Source organism: Bradyrhizobium sp. USDA 4510, assembly GCF_054059095.1.
Map to the genome: position 1 here is coordinate 7,346,984 of NZ_JBSSBT010000001.1, position 13,814 is coordinate 7,360,797.

Annotated in this window: 11 protein-coding genes and 1 pseudogene; 4 read left to right on the plus strand and 8 right to left on the minus strand. The window is 64.4% G+C overall.

Going from position 1 to position 13,814, the window contains the following annotated elements; all coding sequences use genetic code 11:
- Positions 1 to 127: 127 nt before the first annotated feature.
- Positions 128 to 1,660, minus strand: a complete 1,533-nt coding sequence (locus tag ACVMDN_RS34250; protein ID WP_057019463.1) for a benzoate-CoA ligase family protein — start codon at positions 1,658 to 1,660, stop codon at positions 128 to 130.
- Between the two features lie 80 nt (positions 1,661 to 1,740).
- Here ACVMDN_RS34250 and ACVMDN_RS34255 point away from each other — a divergent pair, with 80 nt between their 5' ends.
- On the plus strand, positions 1,741 to 2,733 hold the full coding sequence (locus tag ACVMDN_RS34255; RefSeq protein ID WP_256521265.1) for a helix-turn-helix transcriptional regulator: 993 nt from the start codon (positions 1,741 to 1,743) through the stop codon (positions 2,731 to 2,733).
- A 142-nt stretch (positions 2,734 to 2,875) separates the two neighbouring features.
- Here ACVMDN_RS34255 and ACVMDN_RS34260 read toward each other — a convergent pair whose 3' ends face one another.
- Complete coding sequence (locus tag ACVMDN_RS34260) at positions 2,876 to 3,661, minus strand: IclR family transcriptional regulator domain-containing protein (RefSeq protein WP_141339773.1); 786 nt, start codon at positions 3,659 to 3,661, stop codon at positions 2,876 to 2,878.
- A gap of 125 nt (positions 3,662 to 3,786) precedes the next feature.
- Between ACVMDN_RS34260 and ACVMDN_RS34265 the strand changes: the two are divergent.
- A pseudogene (locus tag ACVMDN_RS34265) lies at positions 3,787 to 5,146 on the plus strand (aromatic ring-hydroxylating dioxygenase subunit alpha).
- Between the two features lie 187 nt (positions 5,147 to 5,333).
- Positions 5,334 to 6,770 carry a glutamine synthetase family protein gene (locus ACVMDN_RS34270; RefSeq protein WP_141339775.1) on the plus strand — a complete coding sequence of 479 codons (1,437 nt, stop codon included), beginning with the start codon at positions 5,334 to 5,336 and terminating at the stop codon, positions 6,768 to 6,770.
- Positions 6,771 to 6,901: 131 nt separating this feature from the next.
- On the opposite strand, the gene ACVMDN_RS34275 is transcribed toward ACVMDN_RS34270, so the two are convergent.
- Positions 6,902 to 7,999: an enolase C-terminal domain-like protein gene (locus tag ACVMDN_RS34275; RefSeq protein WP_057019466.1), complete on the minus strand. Its 1,098-nt coding sequence runs from the start codon at positions 7,997 to 7,999 to the stop codon at positions 6,902 to 6,904.
- 121 nt (positions 8,000 to 8,120) lie between these two features.
- On the opposite strand from ACVMDN_RS34275, the gene ACVMDN_RS34280 reads away from it, so the two are divergent.
- Entirely contained in the window at positions 8,121 to 8,696 is a 576-nt protein-coding gene (locus ACVMDN_RS34280) for a TetR/AcrR family transcriptional regulator (protein ID WP_057019467.1), read from the plus strand.
- A gap of 149 nt (positions 8,697 to 8,845) precedes the next feature.
- Here ACVMDN_RS34280 and ACVMDN_RS34285 read toward each other — a convergent pair whose 3' ends face one another.
- The 5 genes from ACVMDN_RS34285 to ACVMDN_RS34305 form a co-directional block, all read right to left on the minus strand.
- Positions 8,846 to 9,574, minus strand: a complete 729-nt coding sequence (locus tag ACVMDN_RS34285) for an ABC transporter ATP-binding protein (RefSeq protein ID WP_076831018.1) — start codon at positions 9,572 to 9,574, stop codon at positions 8,846 to 8,848.
- Positions 9,567 to 10,334, minus strand: coding sequence for an ABC transporter ATP-binding protein (locus tag ACVMDN_RS34290; RefSeq protein WP_456835850.1), 768 nt, complete (start codon positions 10,332 to 10,334; stop codon positions 9,567 to 9,569). The genes ACVMDN_RS34285 and ACVMDN_RS34290 overlap by 8 nt, the downstream gene beginning before the upstream one ends.
- 4 nt (positions 10,335 to 10,338) lie before the next feature.
- A complete protein-coding gene (locus tag ACVMDN_RS34295; RefSeq protein ID WP_375166544.1) occupies positions 10,339 to 11,286 on the minus strand; it encodes a branched-chain amino acid ABC transporter permease in 948 nt (315 codons plus the stop codon).
- Positions 11,283 to 12,200 (minus strand): branched-chain amino acid ABC transporter permease, encoded by a 918-nt coding sequence (locus ACVMDN_RS34300; RefSeq protein ID WP_018269575.1) that lies wholly within the window; start codon positions 12,198 to 12,200, stop codon positions 11,283 to 11,285. The genes ACVMDN_RS34295 and ACVMDN_RS34300 overlap by 4 nt, the downstream gene beginning before the upstream one ends.
- Positions 12,201 to 12,439: 239 nt before the next feature.
- Positions 12,440 to 13,612, minus strand: coding sequence for an ABC transporter substrate-binding protein (locus tag ACVMDN_RS34305; protein WP_076831021.1), 1,173 nt, complete (start codon positions 13,610 to 13,612; stop codon positions 12,440 to 12,442).
- Positions 13,613 to 13,814: the final 202 nt, after the last annotated feature.

The following is a 13,814-nucleotide window of genomic DNA, read 5'->3' on the forward strand; positions in this document are numbered from 1 at the left end:
GACCCATAACCACAGGCGTTAGTTGTTGCGCAAAGCTGTTGAACAGCGTCTCTCGAAACGAAGGCCGCGGCGTATGGGTCCCGGCTCCCGTGCGCAATTGCGCACTAGGCCGGGACGACGCGGGGAGCTAGTGCTCGTGTTCCCGCAATTTGAACCGCTGGATCTTTCCGGTCGCCGTCTTCGGCAGATTGTCGACCACATCGATCCAGCGCGGATATTTCCACGGGCCGATCTTCTGCTTGACGTGCTCCTTCAGCGCCTCGTGCAGGCCGGCGACTGAACTGTCGGGCCGCAGCACGACATACGCCTTCGGCTTGAGCAGCCCTTCCGGATCGGCCTCCGGCACGACCGCCGCCTCCAGCACCGCGGGATGGGTGATCAGCGCGCTCTCGACCTCGAACGGTGACACCCAGATGCCGGAGACCTTGAACATGTCGTCGGCGCGGCCGCAGAAGGTGTAGCGGCCGTCGGCATCGCGCGTGTATTTGTCGCCGGTGCGGGTCCAGGCGCCCTCGAAGGTGGCGCGGCTCTTGGCCCGTTGATTCCAGTAGCTCTCGCCGGCCGAGGGCGCATCGACCAAGAGTTCGCCGACCTCGCCGTCCGCGACGTCGGCGCCGGCCTCATTGACCAGCCTCACCTTGTAGCCGGGCACCGGACGGCCGGACGAGCCGTATTTGATGTCGCCGGGCGCGTTCGACAGGAAGATGTGCAACAGCTCGGTCGAGCCGACGCCGTCGAGGATGTCGACGCCGAACCGCGTCTTCCAGGCATTGCCGACCGACTCCGGCAGCGCCTCGCCGGCCGAGGTGCAGACGCGCAGGCGATTGCCGCCGGACTGCGCCTTGGTCGCCTCGTCGTTCAGCATCGCCGCGAACAGGGTCGGCACGCCGAAGAAGATGCTGGGATGATATTTGTTCATCAGCGCGAACATCACCGCCGGCGTCGGCCGCTCGGAGTTCAACACCGTGGTGGCGCCGACCGACATCGGGAAGGTCAGCGCATTGCCGAGCCCGTAGGCGAAGAACAGCTTGGCCGCCGACAGGCCGACATCATCCTCGCGGATCCCGAGCACCTGCTTGGCGTAGGTCTCCGCGGTCGCCGCGAGATTGGAATGCAGATGGCGCACGCCCTTCGGCATGCCGGTGGAGCCCGACGAATAGAGCCAGAATGCCGGCTCGTCGGCATGGGTCGGCGCGGTGGCGAACACGTCGCTCTCGCGCGCGATCTCATCGGACAGCTTCTTATGGCCATGCGCATCCTTGCCGGAGACCACGACATGCTCGAGGTCGGGCATGCGCGCGATGATGTCCTTCACGACCGGCAGCAGCGCTTCCGACACGAACAGCACGCGGGCGCGGCAATCACCGAGGATGTAGGCGTATTGCTCCGCAGTCAGCAGCGTGTTGAGCGGCACCGGCACCACGCCGGCGCGGATCGCGCCGAGGAACACGATCGGGAAATCGACCGTGTCCAGCATGATCATGGCGACCCGCTCTTCGCGGCGGACGCCGAGCTGGCGCAGCATGTTGCCGACGCGGCGGGTCTGCTGCTGCAACTGGCCATAGGTGATTTGCGACACCGTATCGTCGAACACGACCTTGTCGCCGCGGCCTTCATCGACGTTGCGGTCGAGCAGCCAGGAGACCGCGTTGTAAGTCATGCTCCGCTCCTCGGACCCGGACGTGCCACGCTTCCCTCTCCTGTGAATTTAAGAATTATAATTCATACAAAGCCACCACGTTGGCTTGCTGTCAATCCTTATCGGCACTATGTTTCCTAGAACCTCGGTCTGATTCAGTCAGGACCGCGCGTCGCACAGGGATCATGACCGCAGCCAACGACCCGGAAACCGACTTCCTTGAACAGCTCGGCCAGCGCGTGCGCACGATGCGCGCCCTGCGCGGCATGTCGCGCAAGGTGCTCGCCAAGGTTTCCGGCATTTCCGAACGCTACATCGCCCAGCTCGAGAGCGGCAAAGGCAATGTCTCGATCGTGCTGCTGCGCCGTGTCGCAGGCGCAATGGGCGCGCATCTCGAGGACCTGATCCCGTCCAGCGAGCCCGTGCCGGACTGGGCCGTGATCCGCGATCTCTTGCGCAAGGCGTCGCCCAACCAGATCGCGCAGGCCAAGGACATGCTCGCCGGCAGCAGCCCGTTGGCGCCGCGGCGCGCCTCGTTCTCCGGCATTGCGCTGATCGGCCTGCGCGGCGCCGGCAAGACCACGCTCGGCCGGATGCTGGCGAAGAAGATCGGCTGGAGCTTTGTCGAGCTCAACAAGGAGATCGAGGCGCAGAACGGCCTCTCGGTCGCCGAGATCATCGCGCTGTACGGCCAGGAAGGCTTCCGCCGCATGGAGCAGGCCGCGCTGACGCAGCTGTTGGCGCGCAAGGAATTGATGGTGCTGGCGACCGGCGGCGGCATCGTCTCCGAGGCGCTGACCTTCGATTTGATCCTGTCGTCGTTCTACACGATCTGGCTGAAGGCCGAGCCGGAGGAGCACATGGCGCGCGTGCGCCGCCAAGGCGATCTGCGCCCGATGGCCGACGACCGCTCGGCGATGGCGGAATTGCGCAACATCCTGGTCAGCCGCGAGCCGCTCTACGCCCGCGCATCGGCGGTGGTCGACACCGCCGGCCTCTCGGTCGACGCCGCCGCCGCGCGGCTGATCGATTCCGTGCGGCCGGTACTGCAGAACGAGGCGCGCTCGTTCGGTCTGCGCAGCGTGGCGCTGTAATCTCACAGCACAAAAAGAAACACTACCCCCGTCATTGCGAGCGAAGCGAAGCAATCCATCTCTCCGCGCGCGTGGATGCATGGATTGCTTCGTCGCTATCGCTCCTCGCAATGACGAAAATCGTCAGCGAAGTTGGACTACCTTAGAGCAGCCGGCTCTTCACATCATCAGCACCATCCCGCAGCAGCGGCAGGAAGCGGTCAATCAATTCCTGCATCGGTACGCGATCGACATGCGCGCCCATGTTGATTGCGGCGACGATGGTGCCGTCGTAGCGGCGCACCGGCACCGAGATGGAGCGGAAATGCGGCTCGGCCTCGCGGTCGACGAGGGAATAGCCCTGCGCGCGGTCGGTGACGATGGTGGCGAGCAGCTTCTTCGGATCGGTCGTGGTCTGCGGCGTCACCGGATCGCGGCGCATCGCCTTCAGCCGCGTCGCGAGCTCGGCATCAGTGAGGCGGCCGAGCATGGTGCGGCCGACCGAGGTGCAGAACGCTGGCAGCCGGTAGCCGATGTCGAGACCGGCGGAGAACACGCGCGTCGGGCTCGAGCGCGCCACGAACACGACGTCGTCGCCGTCGAGCAAGGCGAGCGAGGCGATCTCCTGTGCCGCGCTCGCGATGCGATCGAGCACCGGCTGCAGCACCGTCACCACCTGGTTGGATTGCAGGAACGAGCCCGCGAGCGTCAGCACATGCGGCGTCAGCGTGAACAGCTTGCCGTCGGTGGCAACGAAGCCGCCATGCGCCAGCGTGAACACGATGCGGCGCGCGGTGGCGCGCGGCAGATCGGCGGCGCGCGCGAGGTCGCTCAGCGTCGCCGGACCCGACACGGTGCCGAACACCTGCAACAGGCGCAGGCCGCGATCGAGCGCCTCGACGAAGTCGGTGGCGCGCTCGTCCTGGTCGGTCCGCTTCAGCTTGGGCATGGCGTTTTCAGGTTGGGCTTTGGCTTTGAACGGTTCAAAAATTGCGCTTGCTGTCCAAAACAGACATGGCATAATTCGCACATTCGTTCAATAGACGAACAAATCCAAATCCGGGAGACGCCGCCATGATGAGCCAGGAAGCGAACGATCTGATCACCCGCACCGGGCGCAAGGACCCGTGCGGCAAGCTGATGCGGAGCTACTGGCAGCCGGCGGCGCTGGTGGACGAATTGGACGGGCCGCGCCCGGTACGACCGGTGCGGCTGCTCGGCGAGAACCTGGTGCTGTTCCGCGGCGAGGACGGAAGCTACGGGCTGATCGATCGCCACTGCGCGCATCGCGGCGCCGATCTCGCCTTCGGCCGGCTCGAGCATGGCGGGCTGCGCTGCGCCTTCCACGGCTGGCTATTCGACACGTCAGGCCAGTGCATCGAGACGCCGGCGGAGCCGGCCGGTTCGCAGCTGTGCAAGGGCATCAGGCAGCGTTCCTATCCCGTGGTCGAGAAGAGCGGCATCCTGTGGGCCTGGCTCGGCGAAGGCGCCCCGCCCGCCTTTCCGGAGCTCGACTGCTTCGTTGCGCCCGGAAGCCATACGTTTGCGTTCAAGGGCCACATGAACTGCAACTGGCTGCAGGCGCTCGAGGTCGGCATCGATCCGGCGCACGCCTCCTTTCTGCATCGCTTCTTCGAGGACGAGGACACCTCGGCGGCTTACGGCAAGCAGTTCCGCGGCGCCTCGGCCGGCAGCGACATGCCGATGACCAAGATCCTGCGCGAATATGACCGGCCGATCATCAATGTCGAGCACACCGAATATGGCCTGCGCCTGATTGCGCTGCGCGAGCTCGACGCGGAGCGCACCCATGTGCGCGTCACCAACCAGCTGTTCCCGCACGGCTTCGTCATCCCGATGTCGACCGAGATGACGATCACGCAGTGGCACGTGCCGGTCGACGACGAGAACTGCTACTGGTACGCGATCTTCACCAGCTATGCGGCGCCGGTCGACAAGCAGAAGATGCGCGACCAGCGGCTCGAGCTCTATACGCTGCCGGACTACAAGTCGCGCAAGAACAAGAGCAACGATTACGGCTTCGATCCGCACGAGCAGGCGACCGAGACCTATACCGGCATGGGCACCGACATCAATGTCCACGACCAGTGGGCAGTGGAGTCGATGGGGGCGATTCAGGACCGCACCAACGAGCATCTCGGCCAGAGCGACAAGGCGATCGTGCAGTACCGCCCGCCTGCTGCGGCAGGAGATCGAGAAGGTCTCCGGCGGCGAGAAGCCGATGCTGTTCCTCGACGACGCCTCCGCGCGCAGTATCCAGGGCCCGGCCACGATGGACGGCATCGGCCCGACCCAGGGCTGGGAGCTCTACTGGATGGAAGTCGACGTCAAGCGCCGCCGCGGCGCACCATGGGCAGCTCCCGTGCCGCGCGAGATCGCCGGCAAGGTGCATCATCTGACGGCGGCGGAGTGAAGATGGTATCAATGGCTCCGCATTGTATCCTTCACCTCGCCCCGCTTGCGGGGAGAGGTCGGATCGCGTTAGCGATCCGGGTGAGGGGGTACAGGTCTATCGGCATATCGAGTCGGCGGAGAGAGCCCCTCACCCCGACCCTCTCCCCGCGAAGAGCGGGGCGAGGGAGAAGTGAAGGAGTGACGCGGTGAGCTTCGTCGAGCGTCACGGCCTGTGGTCGGATGAGCAGAAGGAGGCCGCACAACGCCTCCGCCGCATCGTCGAGGAGAAGAACCTCGAAGTCATCCGCCTGTCGTTCCCCGACCAGCACGGCATCCTGCGCGGCAAGACGCTGATCGCCGGCGAAGCGGTGCGCTCGCTGGAAAGCGGCTGCTCCATCACCACGACGATGCTCGCCAAGGACACCTCGCACAAGACGGTGTTTCCGGTGTTCACATCAGGCGGCGGCTTCGGCATGAAGGAGATGGAAGGCGCGGCCGACGTGCTGATGGTCGCCGACCCCACCACCTTCCGCGTGCTGCCTTGGGCGCAAAACACCGGCTGGCTGCTCTGCGACCTCTATTTCAGCGACGGCCGGCCGGTGCCGTTCGCGACCCGCAACCTCTATCGCAAGGTGCTCGATCAGCTCGCCGGCCGCGGCTACGATTTCGTCGCCGGCCTCGAGGTCGAATTCCACCTGTTCAAGCTCGACGACGCCCACATGGCGCCGGAGGATGCCGGCCAGCCCGGACGGCCGCCGTCGGTCAGCCTGCTATCGCACGGCTATCAATACCTCACCGAGCAGCGCTACGACCTGATGGAGCCGGCGCTCGAGATCATCCGCCGCGACATCATCGCGCTCGACCTGCCGTTGCGCTCGGTCGAGGTCGAATTCGGTCCGAGCCAGTGCGAATTCACTTTCGCACCGACTGTCGGTCTTGCGCCGGCCGACACCATGGTACTGTTTCGTTCGGCAGTGAAGCAGATCGCGCGCCGCCACGGCTATCACGCGACCTTCATGTGCCGGCCGAAACTGCCGAACGTGTTCGCGAGCGGCTGGCACCTGCACCAGTCGCTGGTGTCGCGCGCCAATGGCGAGAACGCCTTCATGGCCAAGGAGACCGGCGAGCCGCTCAGTGCGCTCGGCCGCGGCTGGCTCGCCGGCCTGATCGAGCACGCCCGGGCCTCGACCGTGTTCACGACGCCGACCATCAACGGCTACAAGCGCTACCGCTCCTATTCGCTGGCGCCGGACCGCGCGATCTGGGGCCGCGACAACCGCGGCGTGATGATCCGCGTGCTCGGCGGCGCCGGCGATCCGGCGACCCGGCTGGAGAACCGGATCGGCGAACCCGCCGCCAATCCCTATCTCTACATGGCAAGCCAGATCCTCTCCGGCCTCGACGGCGTCGACCGCAAGCTCGACCCCGGCCCGTCGGCCGACACGCCCTACGAGGCCAAGGCCGCGCTGTTGCCAAAGTCGCTGCGCGAGGCCGTGTTCGCGCTCAACGACGATCCGTTCTTCCGCCAGGCGCTCGGGCCGGAATTCGTGGACTATTACGTCTTCATCAAGAACGCGGAGATCGAACGCTTCCAGGCCGAGGTGTCGGACTGGGAGCACCGCGAATATTTCGAGATGTTTTGACGGAAGCGTCGGCGTAGGCGCTCCGCCGCTCTAGAGCATGATCCGGAAAAGTGTGAAGCGATTTTCCGCAAAGATCATGCTCAAACAAAGAGCTAAAGCGCGATGACGATTCAACCCAATCTCATCGCGCTTTAGACGCTTGCAAGGTGAGCCGCGACGGCCGCTTCGTTCCATTCCAGACCGACACCAGGCGTGTCGGGAATATGCAAAAGACCATCCTTGATTTCATACGGCCGTTCGAGAATCGGATCGGCCCAGTCCTGCCATTCCAACCAGTGAGCGGTCTCGGTTGCGCGCATGACGTGAGCGGCGACTTCCGGATAAAGATGCGTTGAGATGGGGATACCCGCGGCGCCGGCGATCGCAGCCGCCCGCATCCAGCCCGTCACTCCGCCGATACGCATGAAATCCGGCATCACCAGGTCGCAGGCCTTTCTCGCGATCGCCTTATGCATCTCCCTCGGACCATAGAAGTTCTCACCGATCTGGATCGGCGTCTTCAGCTCCGCCGCCAGTCGGGCGTGCCCGTCAAGATTGTCATAGACGACGGGCTCCTCGATCCAGTCGAGGCCATAGTCATCGATCGTATGGCACCGCTCGATGGCTTCGGCGAGATTTAGCCCCTGGTTGTAGTCCACCATCAAATGCATCCGATCCCCGACTGCTTTTCGAACGGCGTCAAGGGTCGTCAGATCCTCGCGCGGATCGCTTCTGCCGAGGCGCAATTTCAGGGCTGAGAACCCTCCTTCGTCGCGCAATTCCAAAGCGTCGGCCGCGACGGCGGCCGGCTCCTTCAGCCAAAGGCCGTTGCTATTGTAGGATCTCACGGCGCCGACCGTCGCCCCCAACAGCACGCACAGCGGCTTGTTTGCGGCTTTCGCCAACGCGTCCCACGCGGCCATGTCGAGGCCCGACGCCGCGATCATCGACAATCCCTCATAGCCGACAAAGTGAAGCGATTTGCGCGCCGCCTCGAACAACTCGACAGGCGCCACGCTCCGACCTCTGAGCAATTCGCCGAGATCATGCAACACCGGAACCAGATATCGCAGCGATTTCACGATGTAAGGCTCGAGATAGCCGCGCCCGACAATGCCCTCCTCCGTCACCAGATCGATGAGGACGAGCGGCCACTCCGATATCGTGACAATGCGCGCGACCACGGGCCGCTTCAGCTTCAGCACCACCGGACGAGCTTTGATCTCTCTGAGCGTCAATGAATCGGGCATGGCAATGGCTTTCGCAGCGCGAGGAAGCTGACTGGCGCGGGCCGAAAAATCCCGGAAGCCATTCCAATTGGTTTTTCAACCGATGTAAATTCACTACTCGGTATATTTAAGAGGTGACTGCATGGCGCGATCTGCAGAACCGACACGGCGGCGCATCCTTGCTGCCGCATACGTCCTTTTTCGCCAGCGCGGATACAGCCGCGTGAGCATGGACGAAATCGCATCGGCGACGAGGGTGACGAAGCGCACGCTCTACAACCATTTTCAAAGCAAGGATCAGCTGCTCGCCTTCGTGCTCGAAGCCCAGAACGAACTGGCCTTGGCCGCGTTCGCGACGTTCGGCGACAAGCTGTCCGGCTCGCCGGCGGCGATCATCGACGGCCTGTTCCGCGACCTGGCGGTCTGGGCGGACAGGCCGCGATGGGCCGGCTCGGGATTCACCAGGCTGGTCATCGAGTTGGCCGATCTCCCTGGCCATCCCGCACGCGCAATTGCGCGCCGGCACAAGGCCTTGCTCGAAACCCATCTCGGCGCGCTGCTGAAGCGGGCCGGTGTCCGCGACGCTCACCGCCGTGCGCGCGAGATCTGGCTGCTGTCCGAGGGCGCGATCTCCCTGATGCTGGTGCATGGCGATCGCGCCTATGCCGCAGCAGCGGCCGACGCAGCGAAACGACTGCTGCGAGGCTCTTCACGGTAAGCCGCGGCAGCCCGCCTCTCTGATCCGTCATCCTGAGGAGCGCGTAGCGCGTCTCGAAGGATGCACGGCCACCAGCCGGGCCATCGATCCTTCGAGACGCCTGCAACGCAGGCTCCTCAGGATGACGGCGATACGGCAATGCTTGCTGCTCAAATCCCCAGATACTTGTGCTGCAGATCCGGCTCGGCGATCAGCTCCTCGCTGGTGCCGCTCCACACGGTGCGGCCGCGCTCGATGATGTAATGGCGGTCGGCGATGCGGGCGAGGTTTCCGACGTTCTTGTCGATCACCAGCACCGACTGCCCGCGCTCCTTCAGCATCGACAGGCAGCTCCAGATCTCGTCGCGGATCAGGGGCGCAAGACCCTCGGTCGCCTCGTCGAGGATCAGCAATTTCGGATTGGTCATCAGCGCGCGGCCGATCGCCAGCATCTGCTGCTCGCCGCCCGACAGCGTGACGCCCATATTATTCGTGCGTTCGGCGAGCCGAGGAAACAGCGCGTGGATCTTGTCGATGGTCCACGGATCGGAGGCACTGAAGCGATTGCCCGACGCGGCGACGAGATTTTCGCGCACCGTGAGGTTGGGGAAGATCTGGCGGCCTTCCGGCACCAGGCCGATGCCGAGCTTTGCGATCTTGTAGGACGGCAGGCCGCGCACCGCCTCGCCGGCGAAGCGGATGGCGCCTGACCGCGCCGGCGTCAGGCCCATGATCGAGCGGATCGTCGTGGTCTTGCCCATGCCATTGCGGCCCATCAGCGCGACCATCTCGCCCGACTTGATCTTGAGCGACAGGCCGAACAGCACCTGGCTCAGCCCGTAGCAGGTCTCGATGCCATCCACTGCAAGCAAGGTTTCAGTCATTTTGGTCTCAGCCATGGCGCGTCACCGCATGCTGTTCGCCGAGATAGGCGCGCTTGACCTCGTCGTGCTTGCGGATCGCGTCCGGCACGTCGCAGGCGATGACGCGGCCATAAACCAAGACCGTGATGCGGTCGGCCAGCGCGAACACCGCCTCCATGTCGTGCTCGACCAGCACGATGGTGACTTCCTTGCGCAGCTCCTTCAGCAGCGCAACCATCCGCGTCGATTCGGTGACGCCGAGCCCGGCCATCGGCTCGTCCAGCAGCAACAGTTGCGGCCTGGTGGCGAGCGCGACCGCGAGCTCGAGCTCGCGCTGCTCGCCATGGCTCAACTGCGACACCACGATATCGGCGCGCGTGCCGAGGCCGACGCGCTCGAGCGCCGCGCGCGCGGCCTCGCGCAGATGCCGTTCCTTGCGCGCACTGCCCCAGAAGCGGAACGAGTGGCCGTCATGCGCCTGCGCCGCCAGCGCGACATTGTCGATCGCGGAAAATTCCTTCAGCAGCGAGGTGATCTGGAACGAGCGCGCCAGCCCGAGGCGGCTGCGCTTGTAGGACGGCAGGTTCGTGACGTCGCGGCCGGCGAAGCGGATGGTGCCGGAGTTCGGCATCACCTGTCCGGTGAGCTGGCTGATCAGCGTGGTCTTGCCGGCGCCGTTGGGGCCGATGATGGCGTGCAATTCGCCTGGCACCACCTCCATCGAGAGGTTGTCGGTCGCGGTGATGCCGCCGAAGCGGCGGACCAGATTGTCGACGCGGAGCAAGGGATCAGGCAAGGAATCAGCCACGGCGCATCCTCCCGAGCAGGCCCATGATGCCGCCGCGCGCGAACAGCACGATCAGGAGCAGCACCGGACCGAGGATCAGCCCCGAATATTCGGTGAACTGCGACAGCAGCTCCTCGAGCAGGAGATAGACGATCGCGCCGATGACGGGACCGAACAGCGAGCCCATGCCGCCGAGGATCACCATCACCATGAGATCGCCGGAGCGGGTCCAGTACATCACGGCGGGGCTGACGAAATCGGTGTTGTTGGCAAGCAGCGCGCCGGCCAGGCCGCAGATCGTGCCTGATATCACGAAGCAGACCAGGCGGTAGCGATTGGCATGGAAGCCGATCGCCTGCATGCGCTGCTCGTTGGAGCGGACGCCCTGCACCACGAGGCCGAAGCGCGAATTGACGATGCGCCAGATCAGGTAGAGGCCGCCGAACAGGCAGGCCAGGCAGAGGTAATAGAACTGGTTGCGATCCGACAGGTTGATCAGGCCGGCGAAATCGCTGCGCTTGTAGACGGTGAGCCCGTCGTCGCCGCCGTAGCGCGACAGCGCGGAGGCGATGTAGTAGGCCATCTGCGCAAAGGCCAGCGTGATCATGATGAAGTAGACGCCGCGGGTGCGCAAACTGAGCGCGCCGATCAGCAGCGCAAACAGCGCCGAGACGGCGAGCGCCACCGGCCACTGGATGAAGCCGGAGCCGATGCCCTCGGCGGCGAGGATGCCGACGGCATAGCCGCCGATGCCGAGATAGGCGGCGTGGCCAAAGCTCATCATGCCGCCATAGCCCATGATCAGATTGAGGCTCGCGGCGGCGAGCGCGAAGATCACGATCCGGGTGAACAGCGTGAGGATGAAGATATTGCCCGTGACCGCCGAATAGAGCGGCAGCAGCATCAGGGCGGCGCACATCAGCGCCGCGACCGCATTGGAGACGTTGAGCTTTCGCATCATCGTTTGGCCGCCGGGAACAGCCCCTCGGGCCGCAGCACAAGGATGATGGCCATCAGGAGGTAGATCAGCATCGAGGACAGCGCCGGCGCCGCGGTGGACGCCGCCGCCCCGCTCAGCACCTTGCGCAGCAGGTCCGGCAGGAAGGCGCGGCCCATCGTGTCGATGATGCCGACGAAGATCGCGGCCATGAACGCGCCGCGGATCGAGCCGATGCCGCCGATCACGATGATGACGAAGGCCAGGATCAGGATGTTCTCGCCCATGCCGATCTGCACGGTGAGGATCGGTGCCTGCATCAGCCCGGCGAGGCCGGCGAGCGCCGCGCCAAGGCCGAACACCAGCGTGAACAGCAGCTTGATGTTGATGCCGAGCGCCCCGATCATCTCGCGGTTGGAGGCCCCGGCGCGGATCAGCATGCCGATGCGGGTACGCATCACGACGAGATAGAGCATTGCTGCGACCGCCAGCGCGACCACGATGATCATGAGGCGGTAGGCCGGATAGTAAACGCCGGGGATGATCTGCACCGGCACGGTGAGCCAGGCCGGCAGCGGCAGCGCGAGGCCCGCCGGGCCCCAGATCAGCCGGACGGCGTCGTTGAAGAACAGGATCAGACCGAACGTCGCCAGCACCTGGTCGAGATGGTCGCGGCCATAGAGATGCCTGAGCGCGACATATTCCAGCACGATGCCGAGCAGCAGCGTGGCGCCCAGCGCCATCAGCGCGCCGAGCACGAAGCTGCCGGTCCAGGCCACGAAGGTCGCCGCGAAATAGGCGCCCATCATGTAGAGCGAGCCGTGCGCCAGATTGACGAAGTCCATGATGCCGAACACCAGCGTCAGCCCGGCCGCCAGCAGGAACAGCAGGAGGCCGAATTGCAGGCCGTTCAGCAGTTGTTCGACGACGAGATACATGGATCCTTCATACCGGGCTGAAACAAAACAGCGGCAGCGCAAGCACGCCGCCGCATTGCACATTGCGGGTTCTCCCTCGCCCCGCTCTTGCGGGGAGAGGGGTTGGGGTGAGGGGCTCTTTCCGCAAACCGAATGCCGGTAAAGAGCCCCTCACCCAATCGCTTCGCGATTGACCTCTCCCCGCAAGAGCGGGGCGAGGTAAAGAGAAGCAAGCCGCGCGCCAAAAAGACGCCCGACAATCACTTCATCGGACACTTGTCGTGGAAGCGGTCCTGGTCGTCCTTGACGATGGTCGCGACCGTCTTCAGCGAGAGCTGGCCCTCGGCGTCCTTGACCACGTCCTGCAGATAGAAGTTCTGGATCGGAATGTGGTTGTTGCCGTACTTGAACGGACCGCGCACCGATTTGAAGTTCACCTTCTCCATCTCGGCCTTCATCGCGTCCTTCTTCGTCAGGTCGCCCTTCACCGCGACCACGGCGCTGTTGATGAGGTTGGCAGCGTCGTAGGACTGGGCGCCGTAGAAGGTCGGCCGCAGGCCGGGATACTTCTTGCGGTAGTCGGCGACGAACTTCTTGTTCTCCTCGTTGGGCAGGTCGTTGACCCATTGCTGCGCGCCGGGAACGCCGAGCGCATTGTCCTTCTGCAACGGCAGCGACAATTCGTCGATGGTGAAGGCGGTGTAGAGCGGAATCTGCTGCTTGATACCGGCCTGCGCATACTGGTTCAGGAACTGCACGCCGGCCGCGCCCGGATAGAACACGAAGATCGACTCGGCCTTGGAGTTCTTCGCCTTGGTGAGCTCGGCGGAGAAGTCGAGCTGGCTCGGCCACACCGTATATTCCTCGCCGACGACCTGGCCCTTGAACGTGCTCTTGACGCCGGCCAGCATGTCCTTGCCCGCGGCGTAGTTCGGGCCGATCAGGAACACCGACTTGACGCCCTTCTGGTTCATGTAGGTGCCTACCGCTTGCGGGGTCTGGTCGTTCTGCCAGGAGGTCGAGAACACGTAAGGCGAGCACAGTTCGCCGGCGAGCTGCGACGGACCGGCATTGGCCGAGATCAGGAAGGTCTTGGAATCGACCGCGGTCTTCAGCGACGCCAGCAGCACGTTCGACCAGATGTAGCCGACGATGAAGTCGACCTTGTCGGACTGCACCAGCTTCTCGGTCTTCTGCTTGCCGACATCCGGCTTCTGCTGGTCGTCCTCGTAGATCACCTCGACCGGCTTGCCGTCGATCTTGCGGCCGAGATGGTCGAGCGCGAGCTCGAAGGAATTGCGCATGTCGTTGCCGATCACGGCGGTCGGACCGCTGAAGGTCGAGACGAAGCCGATCTTGACGCTGTCAGCCGCCATCGCGGGCTGCGCCAGCGCCACAGCCATGGCGCCTGCCAGCCAAAATGCCTTTTTCATATTCACTCCCCTCCTCAACCAAAGATCCCACCAGGCTCGATCACGAGGGCCCGGGGGGTCACGCTTTGCGCGCGTCGTTCTGTGACGTATTTTGTGCGCGATATCGCAAGTCTGCAGCAAGCATGAACCGACGGCGCTGACTTAGAACCTTCGGCGCATACCCCAGCACCTTGCATCATAATTCGTCTAAATCGACCATGGC

What these genes read in the sequence shown, in the direction of transcription:
- ACVMDN_RS34250 (WP_057019463.1), bottom strand. Translation starts at nt 1,660, where the DNA reads ATGACTTACAACGCGGTCTCCTGGCTGCTCGACCGCAACGTCGATGAA.
- ACVMDN_RS34260 (WP_141339773.1), bottom strand. Translation starts at nt 3,661, where the DNA reads ATGCCCAAGCTGAAGCGGACCGACCAGGACGAGCGCGCCACCGACTTC.
- ACVMDN_RS34275 (WP_057019466.1), bottom strand. Translation starts at nt 7,999, where the DNA reads ATGCCCGATTCATTGACGCTCAGAGAGATCAAAGCTCGTCCGGTGGTG.
- ACVMDN_RS34280 (WP_057019467.1), top strand. Translation starts at nt 8,121, where the DNA reads ATGGCGCGATCTGCAGAACCGACACGGCGGCGCATCCTTGCTGCCGCA.
- ACVMDN_RS34285 (WP_076831018.1), bottom strand. Translation starts at nt 9,574, where the DNA reads ATGGCTGAGACCAAAATGACTGAAACCTTGCTTGCAGTGGATGGCATC.
- ACVMDN_RS34295 (WP_375166544.1), bottom strand. Translation starts at nt 11,286, where the DNA reads ATGATGCGAAAGCTCAACGTCTCCAATGCGGTCGCGGCGCTGATGTGC.
- ACVMDN_RS34300 (WP_018269575.1), bottom strand. Translation starts at nt 12,200, where the DNA reads ATGTATCTCGTCGTCGAACAACTGCTGAACGGCCTGCAATTCGGCCTC.
- ACVMDN_RS34305 (WP_076831021.1), bottom strand. Translation starts at nt 13,612, where the DNA reads ATGAAAAAGGCATTTTGGCTGGCAGGCGCCATGGCTGTGGCGCTGGCG.